Annotated in this window: 19 protein-coding genes and 1 pseudogene; 17 read left to right on the top strand and 3 right to left on the bottom strand. The window is 63.1% G+C overall.

The window, feature by feature from the left end:
* Nucleotides 1-69 precede the first annotated feature (69 nt).
* Nucleotides 70-906 carry a helix-turn-helix transcriptional regulator gene (locus CO660_RS12375; RefSeq protein ID WP_097598926.1) on the bottom strand — a complete coding sequence of 279 codons (837 nt, stop codon included), beginning with the start codon at nt 904-906 and terminating at the stop codon, nt 70-72.
* Nucleotides 907-1,001: 95 nt separating this feature from the next.
* On the opposite strand from CO660_RS12375, the gene CO660_RS12370 reads away from it, so the two are divergent.
* Both CO660_RS12370 and CO660_RS12365 read left to right on the top strand, forming a co-directional pair.
* The gene (locus CO660_RS12370) at nt 1,002-1,253 is read left to right on the top strand and encodes a DUF1127 domain-containing protein (RefSeq protein ID WP_097598925.1); all 252 of its coding nucleotides are present in this window, start codon (nt 1,002-1,004) and stop codon (nt 1,251-1,253) included.
* A gap of 46 nt (nt 1,254-1,299) precedes the next feature.
* Nucleotides 1,300-2,034: a class I SAM-dependent methyltransferase gene (locus CO660_RS12365; RefSeq protein ID WP_097598924.1), complete on the top strand. Its 735-nt coding sequence runs from the start codon at nt 1,300-1,302 to the stop codon at nt 2,032-2,034.
* A 63-nt stretch (nt 2,035-2,097) separates the two neighbouring features.
* Here the strand turns inward: CO660_RS12365 and CO660_RS12360 are convergent.
* A pseudogene (locus CO660_RS12360) lies at nt 2,098-3,414 on the bottom strand (ATPase, T2SS/T4P/T4SS family).
* A gap of 479 nt (nt 3,415-3,893) precedes the next feature.
* Here CO660_RS12360 and CO660_RS12350 point away from each other — a divergent pair.
* The 14 genes from CO660_RS12350 to CO660_RS12285 all read left to right on the top strand — a co-directional run bounded on the left by CO660_RS12350 (nt 3,894) and on the right by CO660_RS12285 (nt 17,551).
* Nucleotides 3,894-4,097, top strand: a complete 204-nt coding sequence (locus CO660_RS12350; RefSeq protein WP_085781002.1) for a hypothetical protein — start codon at nt 3,894-3,896, stop codon at nt 4,095-4,097.
* Between the two features lie 13 nt (nt 4,098-4,110).
* Nucleotides 4,111-4,674, top strand: coding sequence for a prepilin peptidase (locus tag CO660_RS12345; protein ID WP_097598922.1), 564 nt, complete (start codon nt 4,111-4,113; stop codon nt 4,672-4,674).
* Between the two features lie 5 nt (nt 4,675-4,679).
* A complete protein-coding gene (locus CO660_RS12340) occupies nt 4,680-5,477 on the top strand; it encodes a TadE/TadG family type IV pilus assembly protein (protein ID WP_097598921.1) in 798 nt (265 codons plus the stop codon).
* Complete coding sequence (locus tag CO660_RS12335) at nt 5,474-7,117, top strand: Tad domain-containing protein (protein ID WP_097598920.1); 1,644 nt, start codon at nt 5,474-5,476, stop codon at nt 7,115-7,117. Before CO660_RS12340 ends, CO660_RS12335 begins: the two co-directional genes overlap by 4 nt.
* Nucleotides 7,089-7,769, top strand: a complete 681-nt coding sequence (locus CO660_RS12330) for a hypothetical protein (RefSeq protein WP_097598919.1) — start codon at nt 7,089-7,091, stop codon at nt 7,767-7,769. Before CO660_RS12335 ends, CO660_RS12330 begins: the two co-directional genes overlap by 29 nt.
* A 1-nt stretch (nt 7,770) precedes the next feature.
* Nucleotides 7,771-8,682: a hypothetical protein gene (locus CO660_RS12325; RefSeq protein ID WP_097598918.1), complete on the top strand. Its 912-nt coding sequence runs from the start codon at nt 7,771-7,773 to the stop codon at nt 8,680-8,682.
* Nucleotides 8,679-9,617, top strand: a complete 939-nt coding sequence (locus CO660_RS12320) for an RcpC/CpaB family pilus assembly protein (RefSeq protein ID WP_085780996.1) — start codon at nt 8,679-8,681, stop codon at nt 9,615-9,617. The genes CO660_RS12325 and CO660_RS12320 overlap by 4 nt, the downstream gene beginning before the upstream one ends.
* A gap of 19 nt (nt 9,618-9,636) precedes the next feature.
* Nucleotides 9,637-11,535 (top strand): ATPase, T2SS/T4P/T4SS family, encoded by a 1,899-nt coding sequence (locus CO660_RS12315; RefSeq protein ID WP_097598917.1) that lies wholly within the window; start codon nt 9,637-9,639, stop codon nt 11,533-11,535.
* Between the two features lie 10 nt (nt 11,536-11,545).
* Nucleotides 11,546-12,409 (top strand): type II secretion system F family protein, encoded by an 864-nt coding sequence (locus CO660_RS12310; protein ID WP_097598916.1) that lies wholly within the window; start codon nt 11,546-11,548, stop codon nt 12,407-12,409.
* On the top strand, nt 12,406-13,311 hold the full coding sequence (locus tag CO660_RS12305) for a type II secretion system F family protein (protein WP_097598915.1): 906 nt from the start codon (nt 12,406-12,408) through the stop codon (nt 13,309-13,311). The genes CO660_RS12310 and CO660_RS12305 overlap by 4 nt, the downstream gene beginning before the upstream one ends.
* A gap of 2 nt (nt 13,312-13,313) precedes the next feature.
* On the top strand, nt 13,314-14,192 hold the full coding sequence (locus CO660_RS12300; protein ID WP_097598914.1) for an FHA domain-containing protein: 879 nt from the start codon (nt 13,314-13,316) through the stop codon (nt 14,190-14,192).
* A 257-nt stretch (nt 14,193-14,449) separates the two neighbouring features.
* Complete coding sequence (locus CO660_RS12295; RefSeq protein WP_097598913.1) at nt 14,450-14,650, top strand: hypothetical protein; 201 nt, start codon at nt 14,450-14,452, stop codon at nt 14,648-14,650.
* A gap of 127 nt (nt 14,651-14,777) precedes the next feature.
* A complete protein-coding gene (locus CO660_RS12290) occupies nt 14,778-16,535 on the top strand; it encodes an adenylate/guanylate cyclase domain-containing protein (protein WP_097598912.1) in 1,758 nt (585 codons plus the stop codon).
* Between the two features lie 245 nt (nt 16,536-16,780).
* Nucleotides 16,781-17,551, top strand: a complete 771-nt coding sequence (locus CO660_RS12285; protein ID WP_097598957.1) for a glucose 1-dehydrogenase — start codon at nt 16,781-16,783, stop codon at nt 17,549-17,551.
* A 102-nt stretch (nt 17,552-17,653) separates the two neighbouring features.
* On the opposite strand, the gene CO660_RS12280 is transcribed toward CO660_RS12285, so the two are convergent.
* Complete coding sequence (locus CO660_RS12280) at nt 17,654-18,553, bottom strand: LysR family transcriptional regulator (RefSeq protein ID WP_097598956.1); 900 nt, start codon at nt 18,551-18,553, stop codon at nt 17,654-17,656.
* A 118-nt stretch (nt 18,554-18,671) separates the two neighbouring features.
* Here CO660_RS12280 and CO660_RS12275 point away from each other — a divergent pair, with 118 nt between their 5' ends.
* Nucleotides 18,672-19,535, top strand: coding sequence for an NmrA family NAD(P)-binding protein (locus CO660_RS12275; protein ID WP_097598911.1), 864 nt, complete (start codon nt 18,672-18,674; stop codon nt 19,533-19,535).
* The last annotated feature ends 54 nt before the right edge of the window (nt 19,536-19,589 follow it).

Raw genomic sequence — 19,589 nt, 5'->3', positions numbered from 1 at the left:
TTTGGAGACACGGTCCGGTTGACCGTCAGGCGCTGATGCTGGCTTTGCCGTTTTGCGCCAGCGGACGCGTCATTGCGCCGGCCCCGCGGAAGCTCCGGCACCATGACCCGGAAAGGCTCCCTGAAAATATTGTCCGGGGGAGACACCGAAGGCCGTCCTGAACACCGCAATGAAGGCGCTGGGGCCCGAGTAGCCGAGCGAGAAGGCGATATCGCCGACGCTTCGGCCGGCGGCGAGCCACTCCACTGCTTTGAGGAGTTTCGCCTGCTGACGCCAGGCGCGGAAACTCATGCCGGTCTCGGATTGGAAATGGCGCTGAAAGCTGCGGGCGGACATGGCCGCACGCGAGGCAAGTTCATCGAGTGGCCAATCGGCACCCGGTTCGTTGCGGATGTCCGAAGCGATGCTCCGGAGGCGTTCGGATGCCGGCGAGGGAAGCGATAGCGGCGCGACCGGACTCGTCTGAAGCTGGTCGAGAATGACGGCGACGAGCCGTTCGGCAGGGGCACTGCCGGCCTCCGCGCGCGGTATTTCCAGGAAGGCCAGGATCAGTTCGCGCAGGAGCGGCGTCGTACCGATCACTGAGACCTGGGCCGGCAGGTTCACGACAGCGTCGGGCCGGAAGAAGAGGTAGCTGCGCTCCGTCTCCTGCAGGTATGTCACTTCGTGCAGGACGCCTGACGGCACGAATACGGCACGTTCAGGCGGAACGATGAAGTAGCCCCGCTCGGTCTCCAGCCGCAGCGAACCGCGCACGATCTGAAAGAGTTGGGCGCGGTGGTGCACGTGGAAAGAATAGGTTCGCCCGGCGGGCTCTGCTCCACCCTGAGCGACGGCGGTGTGCGGATAGTCTCCAAATGCGTCTTCCGGCAGATGAACATTGGTCAGGTTGTCGCGGGCGATCATGGCGTCTCACAGACATAATTTGACAGACTACCGATAACACGTCGGATGGCAGTTCACTAGATTGATATCACCGCAACACAACTTGGACGTAGGTTATGACATTCGAACTCCGGCACATTGAAATTTCGGATCGTTTTGCTCCCAGCCTTCTGACGAAGATGGCGGCTTTGCGGTTTGCAGCGCCCGCCCTCCTTCGCTGGTGGCAACGGCGCGAAACGGAACAGGCACTCCAGTGGCTGTCGGACCGCGATCTGGAAGACATAGGCGTCGCCCGCCACGAGATTGGCGAGCTGGCGCGATCGCTAGGACCAATTGATGCCTTGCCCGCGAAGCGGCGGGCAAGGTGATGGCACGACCGGTCCTCAGGCAACCGCTCTCAGAGAGGTAAGCAAGATGCACGACGATGGTTTTTTTGACGATGAGGTCGCGGCTACCTACGATGACGCTGACGGCATCTCGGCCCCGGAGGTCGTTGATCCCGCCGTCGATCTCCTGGCCGAGGTCGCAGGCGGCGGGCGGGTGCTCGAATTCGCGATCGGAACCGGGCGCCTGGCGCTGCCTCTTGCGCGGAAAGGGGTGGAGGTAGAAGGCATCGAGCTTTCGAAAGCGATGGTGTCTCGCCTTCGCGCCAAAGAGGGCGGCGCGGACATTCCGGTGGTGATCGGCGACATGGCGACAACCCGTGTCGAGCGGCGCTTTTCCCTCGTTTATCTCGCTTTCAACACGATCAACAATCTGACGTCGCAGGAAGCGCAGGTCGCCTGCTTTCAGAACGCGGCCGCGCATCTTGAAACTGGCGGGCGCTTCCTGATCGAGGTTGGCGTCCCGCCGCTTCAGCGGCTTCCGCTCGGCGAGACGATCCTGGCGTTCGACCGCAGCGAGACGCATTGGGGCGTCGACGAATACGACGTGGTAAGCCAGAACTTCACGTCCCATCACATCCGGATGCGGGACGGGAACTACCGAAGCTTCTCGGTCCCGTTTCGTTATGCATGGCCAGCGGAATTCGACCTTATGGCGCGGCTGGCCGGCCTGAAACTCAAAGACCGATGGGGCGGGTGGAAAAAGGAGCCGTTCACAAAGCTCAGCGATCGACATGTCTCCGTCTGGCAGAAGATCGCAGGTTAGGCCAGGGGATGAATGGCGAGGTCGCTCGCGACCGTGTCGAGCTCGGCCAGACCAATCTCCGCTTTACTCAGGCCGGTGAGCGGTCGCCACGGGTTTCATCCAGCCCGGCAGCTCCGCCTGGCTGCTTCCCAGCTCCTCAAAGGCTTCCGCGGCGAAGCTCGGAACGGCGCCTGTCCAGCGCAGCTCGCCATCCGCGTTGGAATGACCGCCGCCGTCGAGCTTGTAGATGCTCTCGACGATATACTGGCCGTCCTCATTGAGGCCCTTGATCTCGGAAATTTCGATCACCCGCCGCCGCCCGGTGCGCTTGAACCGGGCAATCTGGACGACGACATCGACGGCTGAAGCGATCTGCGAGCGCAGCGGCCGCAGCGGCATATCGATATCCGACATTAGCGCCAGGGTTTCCAGCCGGTGCAGCGCGTCATAGGGCGTATTGGCATGCACGGTCGAAAGGCTGCCGCTGTGGCCTGATGTCATCGCCTGGATCATATCGAGCGCTTCGCCGCCGCGGCACTCGCCGACGATGATGCGGTCCGGCCGCATTCGCAAGGAAGAGCGGAACAGCTCACGAATGCTGGCGCCGCCGCGACCGAACCTGTCGGGCTTGGTGACTTCGAGATAGACGACGTGCTCCTTGCGGATCTGCAGCTCCGAGGTGTCCTCGATGACGATGACGCGCTCATGATCGGCGAAGGCTTCCGACAGCGCGTTCAGCATCGTCGTCTTGCCGGTGCCGGTGCCGCCGGAGATGATGACATTCTTCTGCAGCCCGACCGCCGCCTGCAGCAAGGACAGCGACTCCTCCGTCAGGCTGCCTTGGGTGACGAGGTCGCGAATGCTGCGATGTTCTCTCAGGAAGCGGCGGATGGAGATGCAGAGCCCCGTGCGGGCGGCCGGCGGCTGGATCATCTGCACGCGCGAACCGTCCGGCAGGCGGGCTTCGACGCTCGGTTCCTCCGGCGTCAGGCGCTTGCCTGAGAATTGCGCGATGCTGCGCGCCGCCGATTCCAGATCCTCGCGGCTGGCGAAGCGCGTATCGGCGCGTTCGAGCTTGCCTCGCCTTTCGACGAAGATGTCGGAGGTTCCGTTGATCAGGATTTCGGAAACGCTCGGATCCTCGAGCAGGAAGCGGATGGGCGCCAAAAGCTTGTCCAACGCCCGGGTCAGAACCTGGAAGGTCGCCTGTTCGGCAGCGTCGTCGGAAACGGCTTTCATCAGAGCGGCATCCCGACGAGGACGGAGCTCATGCCGAACAGCGTCACCATCATCTGAACCGCAGTCGGAAAGAACAGCATCAGTGGAATGAGGACCAATGCAAGTATCAAGACGCTGCTCATCGTTTCCATGGTTTTGTCTCCGGAACGACTAACGGGCCATAGCCAATATTGAAGACAAGCTTAATCCAGATCGGCAAGCAATGCCATGGGGGCGCCCTCGCCCGCCCGCCACTATGGGCGCGTTGCCTCCGTCTCTTCTATCACCTTGAAACAATTGGCCAATAATGGAGCAGCTGACGATATTTGCAAAAACGGCTTCACTGCATGCCTCACCCGAAAAAATTAATGCTTAATCAGCCTGTTAGCGTGAAAACGTCACCGTCAACCGCATGTCTTCAAGCGACGCCTCCAAGACAATTGGAACCCTGCCTTCCGTTTGCTTGACGGAGGGCTGGCCTTGGGCGCACTCTTGGGTCTTAATGATGTTGCTCAACAAGCGTTGGCGACCGGGGAAGAAAAGCAGAAGCAGAAAAAATCATTGGAACGAGCAACGTGCTGGTTCGGATCGATAGCGTATGCTTGCTTCTTCTTCACTAAGGTCTTCGATCCGAAACAAACCAAGGAACGAGGAATACGCAGATGTTTGGAAAACTCAAGACTCTCGCAATTGCACTTCACAAGGACGAACGCGGCGACATGGCCCAGATCGTCCTGGCCGTCGCCCTCATCGTCATTCCACTCATGCTGATCCTGCTCGCATTCGGCACCAAGATCGCCGGATGGTTCAACGAGAAGAACGAGGCCCTTACCAGCGCCGAGAGGATCCCCGAGCCGGGCCAATAAGCGGATCCGTGTCATGGATATGACCTACGATCTGACCCAGACGCCAGCGGCGGCGGCTCTTGCCGTCGCCTGCGCCACGACCGCGGCGGTGTTCGATCACCGCCATGGTCACATCCCGAACGCCGTGACCTATCCCTGCCTGCTTGCCGGCTTCATGCTGGCAGCGATCAGCGGCGGTCTGGCAGGGATCGGCCTGGCTTTCGCCGGCCTGCTTGCTGCAGGCACGATCTTCATTATCGCCTTCGCAGCCGGAAGCTGCGGCGGCGGCGATGTCAAGCTGATGGCGGCGCTCGGCGCCGTTCTCGGCCTCTGGCCCGCCATCGACGTGATGCTCGCATCGCTGATGATCGGCGGCATGATTGCGGTTTTGTCGATGGCGCGGCGGGTTCAATGGGGCGCGCTGGCCCGGAACGTCGGACTGTTCGCCCTGCTTCTGCCTGTCGGCATTCGAAGCGCCGCTTCGGTGCTGAAGCCGCGCGAAACCCATCATACCGTCCGTTTCGGCGTCGCCGCCGCTCTCGGACTTCTCTGGTGCCTGTTCATGCCTGATTTCACCCCTCTTGCCCTCGTGAGGTAACGGCAATGCGCGCGGAACTCGAACGCCCCACTTTCGACGGTGCTTTCTGGAGTTCGATCCTGCACTCGCGGACCTTCTGGATCCCTCAGGATCACGGCGCGCTTTTCGGCACCTTTGTCATCGCCATGCTGTTGCTAACCTCGATGCTGCTGCTGCCGCGGCTTTCCGCCCGCCGGCGGCGGATATCGGAGCTTCACGGCGATATCTCAGGCAGCACGACGATGATGGATTTCGTGCTGGTCACGCCGATCTTCGTCTTCTTCATGTTCGTGGTCTTCCAGTTCACCATCCTGGCGAAGAACCATCTCTTCACCCATTATGCCGCCTATGCGGCGGCCCGCAGCGCCCGCGTCTATTTCTGCCCGGCCCTGCCGATCACCATCCACAGCTTCATCGGCCCCAAGACCTGCGATAACGACGCTGCAGCGGGCAAGGCCGATCTTGCCGCCCGCCTGGCGCTGATCCCGGCCGCTCCCTACGACCAGCTGAAATGCGTCGGCGCCTGCCAGCCGCCGGAAGAGGCGCTGAAGAGCCTTGCCGACGCCTCGGGCCTTTCGAAGAACTGGCGCGCGATGCGCAACCAGGCGCGCTACATGTTCGACCCGCAGAACGTCACGGTCACCGTCGACCGCGCCCCGATGGCGCTCTTTGCCGCCATCAACCGCTCGCCGCATGTGCCCGTGACGGCCAAGGTCGAAGCGCGCTTCCTGCTGCTCGAATATGCCGGCTGGGTCTTTGCCCGCGGCCAGCGGAAGGACGGGCGCTACTATACGATTTCGACGGCGGAGGTGAACCTGCTATGACACCGTCCTTCATCCATCGCCTGCACCGCGACCAGCGCGGCTTCCTGTCTCCGATCATCCTCTACATGACGATCGCGCTGGCGCTGATGATCGTCTGGATCCTGAACACCGGGCAGATGATCTACGACAAGCAGCGCACGCAGGATACCGCCGATGCCGCCGCACTCGTCCATGCCGACTGGGAGGCGCGTTATCTCAACATCATGGCGATGAACAACGTCGCCTCCTCGCAGGCAACCGTGGTCATGGCGACCTCGGTCGCCTACCAGCTGACCACCGCGGAACTGGCCCTGCGCTCGGCCGCCATTCTGGCGAAACTCGCTCAATATTCCTTCACCGAAGGCTTCGGACCGGCATCGCTCCTGCCGCCGCTGCCGCCGATGCCCTACTGCCCCGGCTGGCAGAAGGTTCCGATCGTCGGCGGCATCATTTACGGCGCTTGCCTGGCATTCCAGGGATTCCGGGCGACCGAAGCCACCAAGGCGATCGCCTATACGGTGGCGGCGCAGGTCAAATATGATCCGCTGGGTCTGATCAACAAGTCGAGCGACATCATCGACGCGATGAACGATCTCAACGACTATCTGGTCGAAAGCTTTCCCGAGCGGGTCGGCAACGACGCCTTGCATCTGGTTCGTTTGAACAAGTCGGATCACGTCGTCTTCCATCCGCCCTGCGAATCCTGCGGTCAAGCCGGAGAAGGCGCCGGCGGCAACCTGCCGGTGGATCGCGACGGCGTCAATCCAGCCGCCGCCTATACGGAAATGTGCCTTGCCATGTCCTATGGCACCCAGGGACAGGATCCGTTCCTGATGCGCGGCGAATACGCCAATCGCGGCTTCCCCAACGGCAAGGGTCCGTTGACGGCAGGCGGCGTCGACGGCAGCCATATCCGCGACTGGGTCAACCACGAGAGCGGCATCGACGATCAGCTGGTGGAGTTCTACATCTTCTACGAAGCCTTTGGGCCGGCCTATCTGAGCAAGGTCCCGTTCAAGGCGATTGTCGAGCAATATGCCGGCGATCTCAGCTGGTGGCAGGAACTGGCGCTCGATGCCAGCTTCTGGATCGCCGACAAAGTCTTCGGCGTCGGCTTCGGCATCACCAACCCCTTCCAGCTGCCGATCGACGTGCCGCCGCGCTACTCCGACTCGCAGACGAAGGACGAGAACGACTTCACCCGCAAGTTCGACATGATCTGGAACCAGGTCTGCGGCCCGGGGGGCGGGGCGATCTCGGTGACCGGTGTCAGTCTGCCCCTTCTCTCCTTTCCGAAGCCCTACTGGCTGAAGGGACGCATTCCCTTTAACTTCACGCCCTTCGGCGGCGACCAGCTTACCGACTACCAGACGCTGGCGATCGTTTCGCGTGCGCCGCGCGCCAGGCTCCAGGTTCGTCTGTTCAAGGACAAGACGCCGTCCGCTTATGCGCTGGCGCAGAGCTGGGTCCATAACTACACGGCCTTCGATCTCTACACGCAGGACTGGCTTGCCTCTCTGGCGCCGGCGACACTCGCCGACGATACCGGCGCGGTTTCCAGCACCATCAAGCAAAGCCCGGCCGCCGACAGTTTCACCGGCCTGACGCGCGTCTTCGACAATGGAGGAGCCAATGCCTGGGCTGCCGTCAACACACACTGAGCAGGCCGGCGGCGCTCCGGCCGGCGGGTTCATGATGAGGCTGCACCGCGATCGGCGCGGTCTTGCCTCGATCGAATTCGTGCTCGCCGCGCCGGTTATCCTGCTGATCGTGATCTTCGTCATTCACGCCAACAAGATCTCCACCAAGAAGGTCGCGACCATGCTTGCCATGCGCAATGCCGCCTTCGCCGAGGCGAGCGGCCTGAATTGCACCTCTGATTTCTCCAACGTTTTCCCGATCCCGGCCTTGCCGGCCCTGCCCGGGGGAGACGCGATCAACTGCTCGCGCACCCCTTCGCATGAAGGCGACGGCGATCCTCAGCGGACCTTTATCTGGGATGACGTGCAGAAAACCCTCAAAGGCAATGGTCGCGACTTCGGCGATATGGTCGGCGAGCTTGCCGACGAGAAGCCGCAGCTCGTCACCGCGACCGCCGACCGCGTCTACAAGTTCAGGGATTCCGACGATCTCGACACCATCCGCAGCATCCGCTGGAAGGATGCGTTCACAGTCGACGACTCGACGCTGTTTATCTCGCACAACAACGACACCACGCGGCGCGGCTACGACCCGACGCTGCGCCGGGAAATCCGCGATGTCGCCAGCGATTCCGGCGATCTCTTCGACGGCGTCTTTCCGGGGGCGAAGTGACATGGCACAGCGATCACGCATCTCCGTTCATCTCCTCGGCACCGCCCTGATCGTCGGCCTCGCCGTGATGGCTACACCGGGCCGCGCCGAGATCTACAAGGATATCCGGGTGACGCTGAATTCGATGCTGGCCGGCATCCTCGGGACGCCGGAACGGGCGCCGCGCGATCTCGTCATCAACGGCCAGCCGCTCGAGTTCACGCCCTACCAGAGCGATCGCAGCATTGCCGATATTACCGACGAGTGGCTGCGGGTGCTGGCCGCCAATACCAGGCCGGCCATGCCGAAAAGCAGTGACCGGGAGGAACTGACCGCCGTCATCGCTGCCAACATGATGATCGTCCCGAAGGTCAGCCGCATCCGCGACGATCTCGCCGTTGTCGTGCGCTTCTTCGACGGCGACGGCGAGGCTGCGCTCGACTATATGAGACAGCAGGATCCGAACGATCCTTCGGCGAGAGCGCCGATTCCGGGCGTCTCGATCATGATCCGCCGGCCTGCCGATGCGCCGATGACCGAAGTGCTGATGAGCCGCTTCGACAATGTCGCCGCCACGCTGCCGGCCTTCGCCGCCCCTGCCGATGTCGCCAAGCTGCCGACGTCGCTGCGTCCGCCGGCCGGCGTCGAGGTGCTGAGCGATATCGGCGACCATGACAAAGGCCATATGTCGCGCACGGTCGTGTCGAAGGGCACGCTCGCCGCCGCGCGCTGGTCCGGTGAGCGCGCCGACCTGCTCGTCCGCGACGGCTTCACCATCGAAACGCCGCCGGCTGAGCGCGGCGGCGTCACCGCGCTTTACGGCCGGCGCGGCAGCGTCGAAGCCAATGTTCTCTACACCAGAAGCAGAACCGACGGCAGGACCGTTGAGGTCATTCAAATCAGGCAACCCTTCGTCGAAGGAACAACACCATGAACTGGAAGCTCATTGCCGCTGTCATCGTCGGCCTGATCACCGGCGTTCTCCTCTACTTCTGGACAGAGAGCGTCAAGAACGAGCAGGTGGCCTATGCCTTCATGCGGCTCCAGCCTGACAAGAAGGTGACGAGAGGACAGGCGATCACCCCCGACATGCTCGCCGAACCGGTGATGCTGCCGGAAAGCTTCGGGGCGCTCGCCAAGCTCGCCGTGCCTGCCGCCAGCGCCTATCAGGAATGGCTGAAGGACCGGACGGCGGCGGCCGACATTCCGGCCGGCTCGGTGCTGCTCTTCCAGTATTTCGACGATACCGACGGCGGTCGGCTGACGACGATGATCGCGCCCGGCAAGCGGGCGCTGACCCTGCCGGTCAATGCCGCCGAGGCCGTCGGCCATTTCGTCGAGCCGGGCAGCTATGTCGATATTCTCGGCACGGTCGACGAACCGGTCGAACCGGTGGCGCCGCCCGCCGCGGTGCAGCCGGGAACGCCCGGGCAGCCACCGGCCGCACCCGGCCAGACGCCCGCCGCAACCACGCAGCCGCAGGCTCCGGCCCAGCCGCCCTCGCCGGTCGAGCAGATGCTGAAGAACTATCTCACCCAATATCCCGGCGCCGACGAGAACGACATCAACGCCTACCGGAAGCAGGCGCAGGACTACAAGCTCGGCATCAGCTCACGCACCCGCGTCGTCACCCGCACCTTCCTGCAAAACGTCAAGGTGCTCGCCGTCGGCGCGGCGACCACACCGGAAGGTGCGGTCACCAAGGCCAATAGCAGCTATAATCACGTGACGGTCGAAGTGACGCCGTCGGAAGCCGAGATGCTGATCTTCGCCATGGGCCAGGCGAATGGCAGCCTCAACCTCGTGCTGCGCAATCCGACGGACAATAGCGTCGAAGACCTGCCGAGCATCAACTGGACGCGGATGTGATCGTTTCGGGGATTGAGCCATGCTGTTGAAGATTTCCTATGAGGACGGCAGCGGACGGGAAGTGATCCCGCTCTCGGCGAACGAGACCTATTTCGTCGGCGAAAGCAGCACGCTTTCGCTGCCCGCCGGCGCCGGCGTCGTGCGGCTGCGCGGCAGCCACGTGTCGTCGCCGCAATTCGTGCTGCGCAAGTCAGGCCAGGGCTGGTCGGTGCAGCATCATGGCCGCAACCCGACGCGGGTCGACGACCAGCCGCTGAGGGCCGGCACGCCGGTGGCGGTCTCGGCCGGCATGTCGATCTGGGTGCCGAATGTCACGATCGAACTGGTCGAGCCGGCGGCGGCGCCGGAAGCGGTGACGCAGTTTCCGGACCAGGAGCGGGTGCTGGCGCTGCAGATGGAAATACATGAGCGATTGCTAAAAGACACGCAATATGACCGGCTGGTGAAATCCTCCGATTTCGGCCGCGAGGAGACGCGCGGCCGCATCCGCGAGCGCCTCGACCTGTTCATCAAGGAGGCGCTTGATGCAGCGCCGCAGGATCTCGTCATCCTCGTCATCAAGAACGCCGTCTACCGGTGGCTGGCAAAACGCATCGCCCGCACCGGACGGCGCGACGGCGCGTCCAATGCGGCAAGCCTCGCCCGCGAAGAGCAGGACAACCGCCGGCTCTTCGACGTCGGCAAGGCGCTGATCTCGGCGCTGCAACTGAAGCTGAACTTCGAATCCACCCGTTCCGACTTCGCCCAGCTCGACACCAAGTTCGGCGCCGCCTTCCAGGCCCGGCAGGCGCTGTTCAACGCCGGCGACCGCTACGAGATCGCCCATATGCACCTGCGCTCGAATATCGAGGAGCTGATGTATCGCTGGGGCACGATCTCGGAACTGATGGATCTCGACGTCATCTCGGAAATCATGGTGACGCGGTATGACGAGATCTATGTCGAAAAATTCGGCCTGCTCGAGCGCTATCCCTTTGCCTTCGCCAATGAGCGGCAGCTGATGAAGGTGATCGAGCGCATCGCCGTCGATTCCAATCGCTCGATCAACGAGAGCGAGGCGATGGCGGACTTCCGCATGCCGGACGGTTCGCGCGTCAACGCCGTCATCCCGCCGCTTGCCGTCAAGGGCGCCTGCCTCACCATTCGCAAATTCGGCGGCAAGTCGCGGCTCGACATCAGCAAGCTGGTGGCCGCTGGCGCGCTCAGCGAGCCGATGCGCGCCTTCCTCGAGGCGGCGGTGCGGGCCCGCAAGAACATCGTCGTCTCCGGCGGCACCGGCTCCGGCAAGACGACGCTGCTGAACAGCCTGTCGCAATTCATTCCGGTCGGCGAGCGCGTCGTTGCCGTCGAGGACACGTCCGAACTGCAGCTCGACGGCATTCACGTCGTCTACCTGCAATCGCGGCCGAAGACGGCGGAGAGCGAGACCAGCGTCACCATCCGCGACCTGGTGCGCAACGCGCTGCGCATGCGTCCCGACCGCATCATCGTCGGCGAGTGCCGCGGTGCGGAAGCAATCGACATGCTGCAGGCGATGAACACCGGCCATGCCGGCTCGATGACGACGGCGCATGCCAACACGCCGCAGGACATGATGACCCGCCTGGAGGTGATGGTGCTGCAGGGCCAGAGCTCGCTGCCGGTGACGGCGATCCGCCAGCAGATCGTCGCCGCCGTCGAGCTCGTGGTCCAGCTCAACCGCCTGGAAAGCGGACGGCGCGCCGTCACCGAAATATCCGAGGTGATCGGCATCGATCCGGACACCGGCCTCATCATCGTCGAGCCGATCTTCAATCTCGTCGGCCGCGCCGGCGGCCAGGCGGTGCACGCCTTCACCGGCTATCTGCCGAGCTTCGTCGCCGAGCTCGTCGCCTTCGGCGAAGACGGCGAGATCAAGAACCTGGATATGTTCGTTTGAGGGTGGAACCATGGACATCAGCATTCTGCAGATCCTGACGATCGCCCTCGGCGCGGTTACGGCGGGACTGTTCGTCTGGGGCGCGCCGGTGCAATGGCCGGCACCGCTGCTGCGCGCCACCGAACGCGATATCGCGCTCGCCAGCGAGGCAGCCCAGGTCTTCGGCCGCGATGCCGTGCCGCCCTATACGATGATCCTCGCCTATGCCATCACCGCGATCGTCGTCTTCGCTCTGATCTCGCTGATCTTCGGGCCGATCGTCGGCATCGTCGTCGCCATTCCCGTCGCCTTCTTCCTGCCCAAGGCGACGATCCGCTACTTTCTGCAGCGCCGCTGGCTGCAGATCGAATCGCAGCTTCCCTATGCCGTCGACCAGATCGTCTCGGCGGTGCGCACCGGCAAGCCGCTCGCCGTCGCCGTCAATGCCGTCGCCGACACCGGCCAGATGCCGTCCTCGCGCGAGTTCGAGCGCATCGCCCGCGAGCAGAAGCTCGGCATCGGCCTGGTCGAGGCGCTCGACCGCCACGGCCGCACCGTGCCGAGCCTGCATTTCAAGATGGTCGACGCCGCCCTCGGCCTGTTTGCCCGCCAGGGCGGCGACATATCCGAGCCGCTGACGGAAATGTCGAAATCCTTCAAGGAGATCTGGAAGCTCGACCAGAAGATCAGCACCTCGTCGTCGCAGGCGCGGATGAACTTCCGCGTCGTCAATGGCGGCGCGCTGTTCATGATCCTGATGATCTTTTTCGGCCAGCCGGAGCTGATCGACAAGGTGTTCGGCAACGCCATCGGCATCGTTATCGCGATCGTCGGCGCCATTCTCTACGCCACCGGCTTCTTCTGGATGCGCTCGATGATGAAGGTGTCGGTATGATGTCGCAAATCCCGCTCGCCCCGATCATCATCGTCCTTGCCGGCATCACCGCGGCGCTCATCGTCTGGTGGATCGGCGATCTCCTCGGCAGCATCCAGGTGGTGCGGCGTTCGGCCGGTGGCGACGGGCCGCCGCCGAATATCGTCGACAGCATCGGCATGCGCACGCCGGTCGAATTCGTGCTGAGGCAGTTCGAGCCGCTTCTGGCCGATTTCGGTGCGCAGCTCGAAAAGAAGCTGATCTATGGCGGCCGGCCCTTCGGCGGCGTGACGGGGCGTGAATATATCGCCCTTCTCCTCGTCCTCAGCCTCTTCGGCTTCATCCTGCTCGGCGTGCTGTTCGGCATTGCGAGCGGCAGCGTCATCGGCGGGCTGGCCGCCGGCCTGATCCTCGGCTTCATCCCCGCCATCTATTTCTGGGTCGTCGCCGACGACAAGATGCAGGACCGCAAGGAACGCATCTCGCGCGAATTTCCCTATTTCCTCGATCTCGTCGTCATGACGCAGCAGGCGCAGGCGACCCTGCCGGAAAGCCTGCGGCTCTATGCCGAGGCCGCGCCCGGCACCGTGATGAGCGAGGAGATCGAGCAGACGCTGAAGGACGTGGCGCTCGGCACCGGCATGATCGAGGCGCTGCAGCGCCTGGAAGCACGCATGACGGCCGAGGAGGTGGTGCGCGTCATCCGCGCCGTCATCCAGGGCGAGGTCGAGGGCAGCAACCGCGTCGAGCTGCTGCGCGAGCATGCGCGCGACCTGCGCTTCCGCCGCTGGGAGAAGGCCGACAGGGCCAGTGAAAAGCTGAAAGCCAAGATCGTCATGCCGGCGATGATGATCGTCGTCTCGATCCTGCTTCTGGTGCTGGCGCCGGCTATCGTCGAGATGATGTCGAGTGGGATGTTCTGATCATGGTGTTTTCCTTCTTTCGCGGCAACAAACCCAGCCTTCTGCAGACCGGCCCCGGCGGCCAGAGCCGCAGCCATGTGCTCGACCGGGCGGAAATGTCGATCGGCCGGGCAGCCAATGCCGATATCGTCGTCGACGATCCCTTCCTGGCGCCGATCCATGCGCGCATCGAAAAGCAGAGCGACGGCGGCTTCATCATCCGCCGCATGGGGCTGAACCCGATCATGCTGCGCGGCGAGGCGCTGCTGCAGACGGCCTCACTGAAAACAGGCGACAGCTTCCGCCTTGGCAAGGATGTCGAATTCCAGTTCGTGGAGAAGGCGCCGACCAAGGAGGCGCCGAAAAAGGAGGCTGCTGCCAAGGCAGACGACGGCAAGCCGAAAAAGCCGCTCTTCAAGCAGCCGGCCTTCCTCGCCGGCATGGGCCTCGTCTACCTCGCGGTCGTCGGCATCATCGGCTATGTGATCCTTTCCGGCGGCGGCAGCACGGAGGCCGGTCCGACGGCCGAGCGCATCAATGCCGAAGCCGCCCGCATTCCGACCTGCATCAAGAACGCCCGGCGGATGCGCCAGGTTTCCGAGCAGAGTTTCAACGGCGCCGTCGGCGGCCGCGTCGGTAGGGACGGCGATGTCACCTATGCCGCACTGGCGCTTAGCACCGAACCCGCCGACGAAGCGGCGCTGGCAAAGGCGGCAGCGCCGATCGTCGAGGCCTACAAGCGCACGGCGCTCGCCGCCCTCGCCTCTGAAAACCGCGGCAACAACACGCTGGCCCAGAGCCTCTATCAGCAGACCTACGATCTCGTTCCCGACGTCAACTGCTCGGCCGCGCGTTTTGCGCTGCAGCGCCGCGCCGCCACCAAGCCGCCGGCGCGGCGGTGATTGGCGGTTCGGGGCGCCTCAGGATGAGGCTCTCTTGAAACCCGGCGCTACATTCTCCCACCGCGTGATTTGTATATGCATCTCCAAGAGCCTGTTATCGGAGCGCGGCATCCTCCAACGTCCCTCACGCCGAGGTGCAAAGCCCGAAACGGCGAAGCCCCGAAGCGCGCCGCAACGCTGCGGCATTATGAGCAAGTGCCACAAGTTTCCGATGAAGGCCGATGTTATCTCCTAAGGGTGCCTCGGGAGCGTCGCGTATGGTCGAAGTCGTAGACGAATTGAAAGCGAACCTGGGTGAGATCGATGCCCGGATCGAGGATCTGCTCAGCACGCCGCGCCAGTGGGTTCCAAATTCCGAAACGGACCTTCGAATTAAGCCGTTCTTCCATGGGGCGGCAACAGACCTTTGCGTTGACCGCTTCGCGGCCCCTGTTCCGTTGCAGGCGGCACCCTTGTGAATCGTCGCCATATGACCGTCTCAGTGGTATCATGAACCGGCACGGTCGCGGTGTCGGGCAGCCGGATGGTGCATGTCGCGTCAATCGCCTGGGTTTCAATCGGCGCATCTCCTGAGGGGAGACAGCCATGGCAACCGCAAGAGCAGAGCGGCGGCTGGCCGCGATCCTGGCCGCTGACGTCGTCGGCTATTCCCGCCTCGTCGAACATGACGAGACTGGGACGTTGTCGGCCCTCAAGGTTCTGCGTCGGGAGGTGATCGATCCGCTGCTGGCCGAGCATCAGGGCCGTATCGTCAAGCTGATGGGCGACGGTGCGCTCGTGGAGTTCGGCTCGGTCGTCGATGCCGTCGCGTGCGCGGTCGCCATCCAGAAGGGGGTTGCCGAGAACCAGGCCGATATCCCGACGGAGCGACGCATCGTCTTCCGGATCGGCGTCAATCTGGGTGATGTGGTCCACGAACTCGATGGGGATCTCTACGGCGATGGCGTGAACATCGCGGCCCGCCTCCAGACCTTGGCGGATCCGGGCGGCATTTGCATTTCCGGCACGGCCTACGATCACCTCCCGGGCAAGCTTGACTGCGACTACGAATACCTCGGCGAGCGCGCGCTGAAGAATATGGAAAGGCCGGTGCGACTGTACCGCCCCCTTCAGGAAAGGACGGCCGCAGGAACGGCATCGTTGAGGTCTGCACTTCCGGAGCGGCCATCCATTGCCGTGCTGCCGTTCAACGCCCTGAGCGCCGAACCGGAGCAGGACTTCTTCAGCGATGGGCTGACCGAGGACATCACCACCGCGCTATCCAAGCTCAAGGGCTTCTTCGTGATCGCCCGCAACACGATGTTCACCTACAAGGGAAAGCCCGTGGATGTGCGCGCAATCGGGCACGAACTCGGGGTCCGCTATGTTCTCGAGGGGAGTGTCCGCAAGTCCGGCAACCGGATGAGGGTGACCGCGCAGCTCATCGATGCGGCCTCCGACGTCCATCTCTGGGCCGAGAGGTACGACGGCGACCTCGGCGACATCTTCGCCATTCAGGACGAAATTACCGCAAGCGTCGTCGGCCGCATCGGGCCGGAACTCCTGGCGGCGGAGCATGCTCGCGAAAGCCCCAAGCCGCATCATGGCCTTGATGCCTGGGAATGTGTCGTGCGGGCGGTGTTCCTGTGTTCCCAACTATCTGAGGAGAGCAGCAGGAAGATGCTCCCGCTGCTCGATCGGGCAATCGAACTGGCCCCCGGCTATGCCCAGGCGCTCGCCATGAAAGGTTGGATTACCATGTGGCGCGCGTTCCAGGGGTGGGAGGACATGGGATATGCCTTGGGCCTTGCCAGGGATGTCGTTCAACAAGCCATGGCCGCGGACGATAAGGAACCGTGGACTTACCTTGCGCAGGCGATGATAGCCTTTGGGACGCGCGACAATGTCCTGGCGGTGGCAGCGATCAGCCAGGCTGTCGCGATCAACCCCAACTCCGCGTTTGCACACGGCCAGTTGGGACTTGCGCATGCCAACGGGGGCCGCGCGGCGGACGCCATTCGTTGCATCGACTACGCCCTCAGACTGAGCCCGCGCGAGGCTTTTCTCGGCGACTTTCAGTTTTACTACGCCATGGCTCATTTCCAGGGCGCGAATTACGAACTTGGATTGAGTTACGCACGGGAGGCGCATCGATTGCGGTCCGGCCATGCGGTTCCGCTGATCATTGGCACGGCCTGTGCCGGACTTCTCGACAACCGGGAGGCTGCCATGGACTTGCTCGGACGGCTTAAATCGCTGGTTCCTGATATCTCACGGGACGCGGTCGGAGCAACATCTTCTTTCGTCCGCGCCGAGGATCGGGCGCGTCTGATCGAAGGACTTACCCGTGCCGGCCTGAATTGACGGGTCGGATTGTCCTCGAGAACCGATGGTGGCGTTTGCCACCGAATGCCGCAACGCTGCTTCTTGCAGGTAACAATGGCTGAGCACCCGCCTCGTCCTTCGAGGCCCCCTGCGGGGCAACTCATGATGAGGCTCTCTTGAACCCCGGCGCTGCGGTCCGGCGGGGAGGCCGCTGCACATGCGCAGAGTATCTGGCAGCCGCGCCGACTCTGGCATAAATTGATTTCATCAAGGGAGGCACCATGATGCAGAGGAACGCGCCGGACTTCAGCCTTGAGGGCAAAGTGACTTTGGTAACAGGCGCGAGCCGTGGCATCGGGCGAGCTTGCGCGCTTGCCTGTGCCGCGGCAGGCTCCGATATTGTCTTGGGGGTCCGTGACGTCGCAGCCTCGGCGGACCTGGTCGCCGAGCTCGAGGGCACGGGACGAAAAGTCCTCGCTGTTGAACTGGAAATTCCCAACAAAGCCCATATCGCACAAGCCGTCGACGCGGCGTTGACGACGTTTGATCGGATCGACGTCCTCGTCAACAATGTCGGCGTGGCTCCCGGCAATCTCGCCGAGCTCGTCGAGGAGAAGGACCTCGACGAGATCCTCGATGTCAACGTCAAGGGCACCTTCCTGATGACCCAGGCGGTCGGGCGCCAGATGATCAAGCAGAATGGCGGCCGGATCATCAGCATCAGCTCACAGGCCGGCACCGTAGCCCTGCGCGGCGAGGCCATCTATTGCATGAGCAAGGCGGCCATCAATCACCTCTCGCGCTGCCTTGCGGCCGAGTGGGCACGCTACAATATCACCGTCAACACCGTATCGCCGACCTTCATCCATACGGATGGCACGGCACCCTTTCTATCCGACGCCGCCAATCGCCAAGCGACGCTCGATCACATTCCCCTCGGCCGGATCGGTGAAACCGATGATGTCGTGGGCGCCGTCGTCTTCCTGGCATCGCCGGCTGCGAGCCTGATCACCGGCGCGAACCTGCTGGTGGACGGTGGCTGGTCCGTCGCCTGAGGCAAGGCCACATCGCCGGCAATTGTAATGCGACTTATGGCGCTTTTGGAAGCCGCTGAAGATGCCCGGTAAAAGCCTCCGAGCCGATCCTCGCAGCGGCATCTAGCTGACGATTTCGAAGCAAAAATCAATAAAGGCGCGAACCTTGGCCGGCACATGATGGCGGGAGGTGTAGAAGCAGTGCAACGGAAAGGTCTCATCGGGCCAATCCGGATAGAGAGCGACCAACTGGCCACTGTCAAGATAGGGCTTCATTCCGAGCGAGAAGACCTGGGCAATCCCGATCCCGGCGAGACAGGTGGCAAGGGCCGTACCGGCATCATTGACGAGGATGCGCCCATGCGTTTGGATCGGCACCACCTTCTTTCCGCGCCGCAACTCCCATTCGAAAGGCCTGCCCGTCAAGGGGTCCTCATACTGGATGCAGGTATGATCGGTCAGGTCGGCAGGCAGCGTCGGCGTGCCATGCCGTGCGAGATAGGACGGCGCGGCAACCGTGATCACCCTCGTGCGAAAGAGTTGCCGGGCAATCAGCGAGCTCTTGGCCGGGATTTCGCCGAAGCGCACCGCCACATCCATGCCGTCGGCGACAAGATCGCCGATCTCGTTCCTTGTAACCACCTCGAGCTGAAGATCGGGATAGCGGTCGAGAAAGGTGCCGAGCTTCGGCGCGAGGATCAGCCGCGAAAAATAGGGATCTACATTGATCCGCAGCCTCCCGCGCACCGTCTGCGTCGTCCCGGCCGCATAGGCAGCGGCTTCTTCGATGCCACCGAGTAACGGCACGACCTGCTCGTAGAAACGCGTGCCGTCATCGGTGAGCCTCAGGGAACGGGTCGTCCGCTCGAGCAGCCGCACGCCGATGCGGCTCTCAAGTCGCGCCACCGCCCGGCTGACCCCGGAAGCTGTCAACCCCAGCGCCTCGCCCGCCCGCGCAAAACTGCCGCTCTCAACGACGGCGGCCAGCACGCTGACCCCATTCAGCAATCGTCCGTCGAACATCATCCAATTCCTGATATTTTGTCATGAACTATCTGACAAAAGGGCAATTCAGTCAAAGGCGACTTTGGCGCATCATTCACTCGGCGCGGCGAAAGCCGCTGACAAAAGGAGTCCGATAATGTTTGCTGTCACTGGAATAACAGGTCAGGTCGGCGCCGTGGTCGGCGCGAAACTGATAGATCAGGGTCTTGCTGTCCGTGCAGTCCTGCGCAACGCGGAAAAAGCAGGCGCCTGGCGGGATCGAGGTGCGGAAGTCGCCATTGCCGACATGACGGACGCGGCGGGTCTCGCCCAAGCCTTCGAAGGCGCCGAGGGCGTCTTCCTGCTTCTGCCGCCAAGCTTCGATCCTGCGCCGGGTTTCCCGGAGGTGAAAGCAATCATAGAAGTGCTCAAGACGGCGCTCACAAAGGCGTCACCGAAGAAGGTGGTGTGCCTGTCGACGATCGGCGCGCAGGCAAAGCAGGAGAATCTGCTGAGCCAGCTCGGCCTCGTCGAGCGGGCAATGTCGACACTCCCGATGCCGGTAGCGTTCTTGCGCGCCTGCTGGTTCATGGAGAATTCAGCCTGGGACATCGCGCCGGCAAGGGAGAGCGGCATCATGCCAAGCTTTCTGCAGCCGGTCACCAAACCGGTGCCAATGGTTTCCGTGCGCGATGTCGGCGCAACTGCGGCTGAAATGCTGCAGGAGGACTGGACCGGTAAACGCATCGTCGAGCTTGAGGGTCCGCTCCGCATCACGCCGCTGCAGATGGCGGAGGCCTTCTCTGCCGTGCTCGGCAAGAGGGTCCGTGCCGAGCCGGTGGCAAGGGAGACATGGGAAGCGCTGTTTTTGAACCAGGGCATGCAGAACCCCCGACCCCGTATGCGCATGCTTGACGGCTTCAACGAAGGCTGGATCGAGTTCGAAAATGGCGAGGCCCGATCGCGCAAGGGCACAACGACCTTTGAGACCGCTATCCGCAAACTGGTCGAACGCGGTTGATGAAAACGCCGTGGCGGCTTCAGCGATCCCATGGAGGTCGCCACCTGAAGACGA

Source organism: Rhizobium sp. L9 (assembly GCF_002531885.1).
GTDB lineage: Bacteria > Pseudomonadota > Alphaproteobacteria > Rhizobiales > Rhizobiaceae > Rhizobium.
This window is presented reverse-complemented; position numbering and strand designations above follow the sequence as displayed.

Bases quoted from the DNA above. Each gene is read 5' to 3' on its own strand.
- CO660_RS12290 (WP_097598912.1), top strand. From the start codon at position 14,778: ATGGCAACCGCAAGAGCAGAGCGGCGGCTGGCCGCGATCCTGGCCGCT.
- CO660_RS12370 (WP_097598925.1), top strand. From the start codon at position 1,002: ATGACATTCGAACTCCGGCACATTGAAATTTCGGATCGTTTTGCTCCC.
- CO660_RS12315 (WP_097598917.1), top strand. From the start codon at position 9,637: ATGCTGTTGAAGATTTCCTATGAGGACGGCAGCGGACGGGAAGTGATC.
- CO660_RS12350 (WP_085781002.1), top strand. From the start codon at position 3,894: ATGTTTGGAAAACTCAAGACTCTCGCAATTGCACTTCACAAGGACGAA.
- CO660_RS12375 (WP_097598926.1), bottom strand. From the start codon at position 906: ATGATCGCCCGCGACAACCTGACCAATGTTCATCTGCCGGAAGACGCA.
- CO660_RS12345 (WP_097598922.1), top strand. From the start codon at position 4,111: ATGGATATGACCTACGATCTGACCCAGACGCCAGCGGCGGCGGCTCTT.
- CO660_RS12295 (WP_097598913.1), top strand. From the start codon at position 14,450: ATGGTCGAAGTCGTAGACGAATTGAAAGCGAACCTGGGTGAGATCGAT.
- CO660_RS12280 (WP_097598956.1), bottom strand. From the start codon at position 18,553: ATGTTCGACGGACGATTGCTGAATGGGGTCAGCGTGCTGGCCGCCGTC.
- CO660_RS12310 (WP_097598916.1), top strand. From the start codon at position 11,546: ATGGACATCAGCATTCTGCAGATCCTGACGATCGCCCTCGGCGCGGTT.
- CO660_RS12335 (WP_097598920.1), top strand. From the start codon at position 5,474: ATGACACCGTCCTTCATCCATCGCCTGCACCGCGACCAGCGCGGCTTC.
- CO660_RS12320 (WP_085780996.1), top strand. From the start codon at position 8,679: ATGAACTGGAAGCTCATTGCCGCTGTCATCGTCGGCCTGATCACCGGC.
- CO660_RS12285 (WP_097598957.1), top strand. From the start codon at position 16,781: ATGCAGAGGAACGCGCCGGACTTCAGCCTTGAGGGCAAAGTGACTTTG.
- CO660_RS12275 (WP_097598911.1), top strand. From the start codon at position 18,672: ATGTTTGCTGTCACTGGAATAACAGGTCAGGTCGGCGCCGTGGTCGGC.
- CO660_RS12340 (WP_097598921.1), top strand. From the start codon at position 4,680: ATGCGCGCGGAACTCGAACGCCCCACTTTCGACGGTGCTTTCTGGAGT.
- CO660_RS12325 (WP_097598918.1), top strand. From the start codon at position 7,771: ATGGCACAGCGATCACGCATCTCCGTTCATCTCCTCGGCACCGCCCTG.
- CO660_RS12305 (WP_097598915.1), top strand. From the start codon at position 12,406: ATGATGTCGCAAATCCCGCTCGCCCCGATCATCATCGTCCTTGCCGGC.
- CO660_RS12330 (WP_097598919.1), top strand. From the start codon at position 7,089: ATGCCTGGGCTGCCGTCAACACACACTGAGCAGGCCGGCGGCGCTCCG.
- CO660_RS12300 (WP_097598914.1), top strand. From the start codon at position 13,314: ATGGTGTTTTCCTTCTTTCGCGGCAACAAACCCAGCCTTCTGCAGACC.
- CO660_RS12365 (WP_097598924.1), top strand. From the start codon at position 1,300: ATGCACGACGATGGTTTTTTTGACGATGAGGTCGCGGCTACCTACGAT.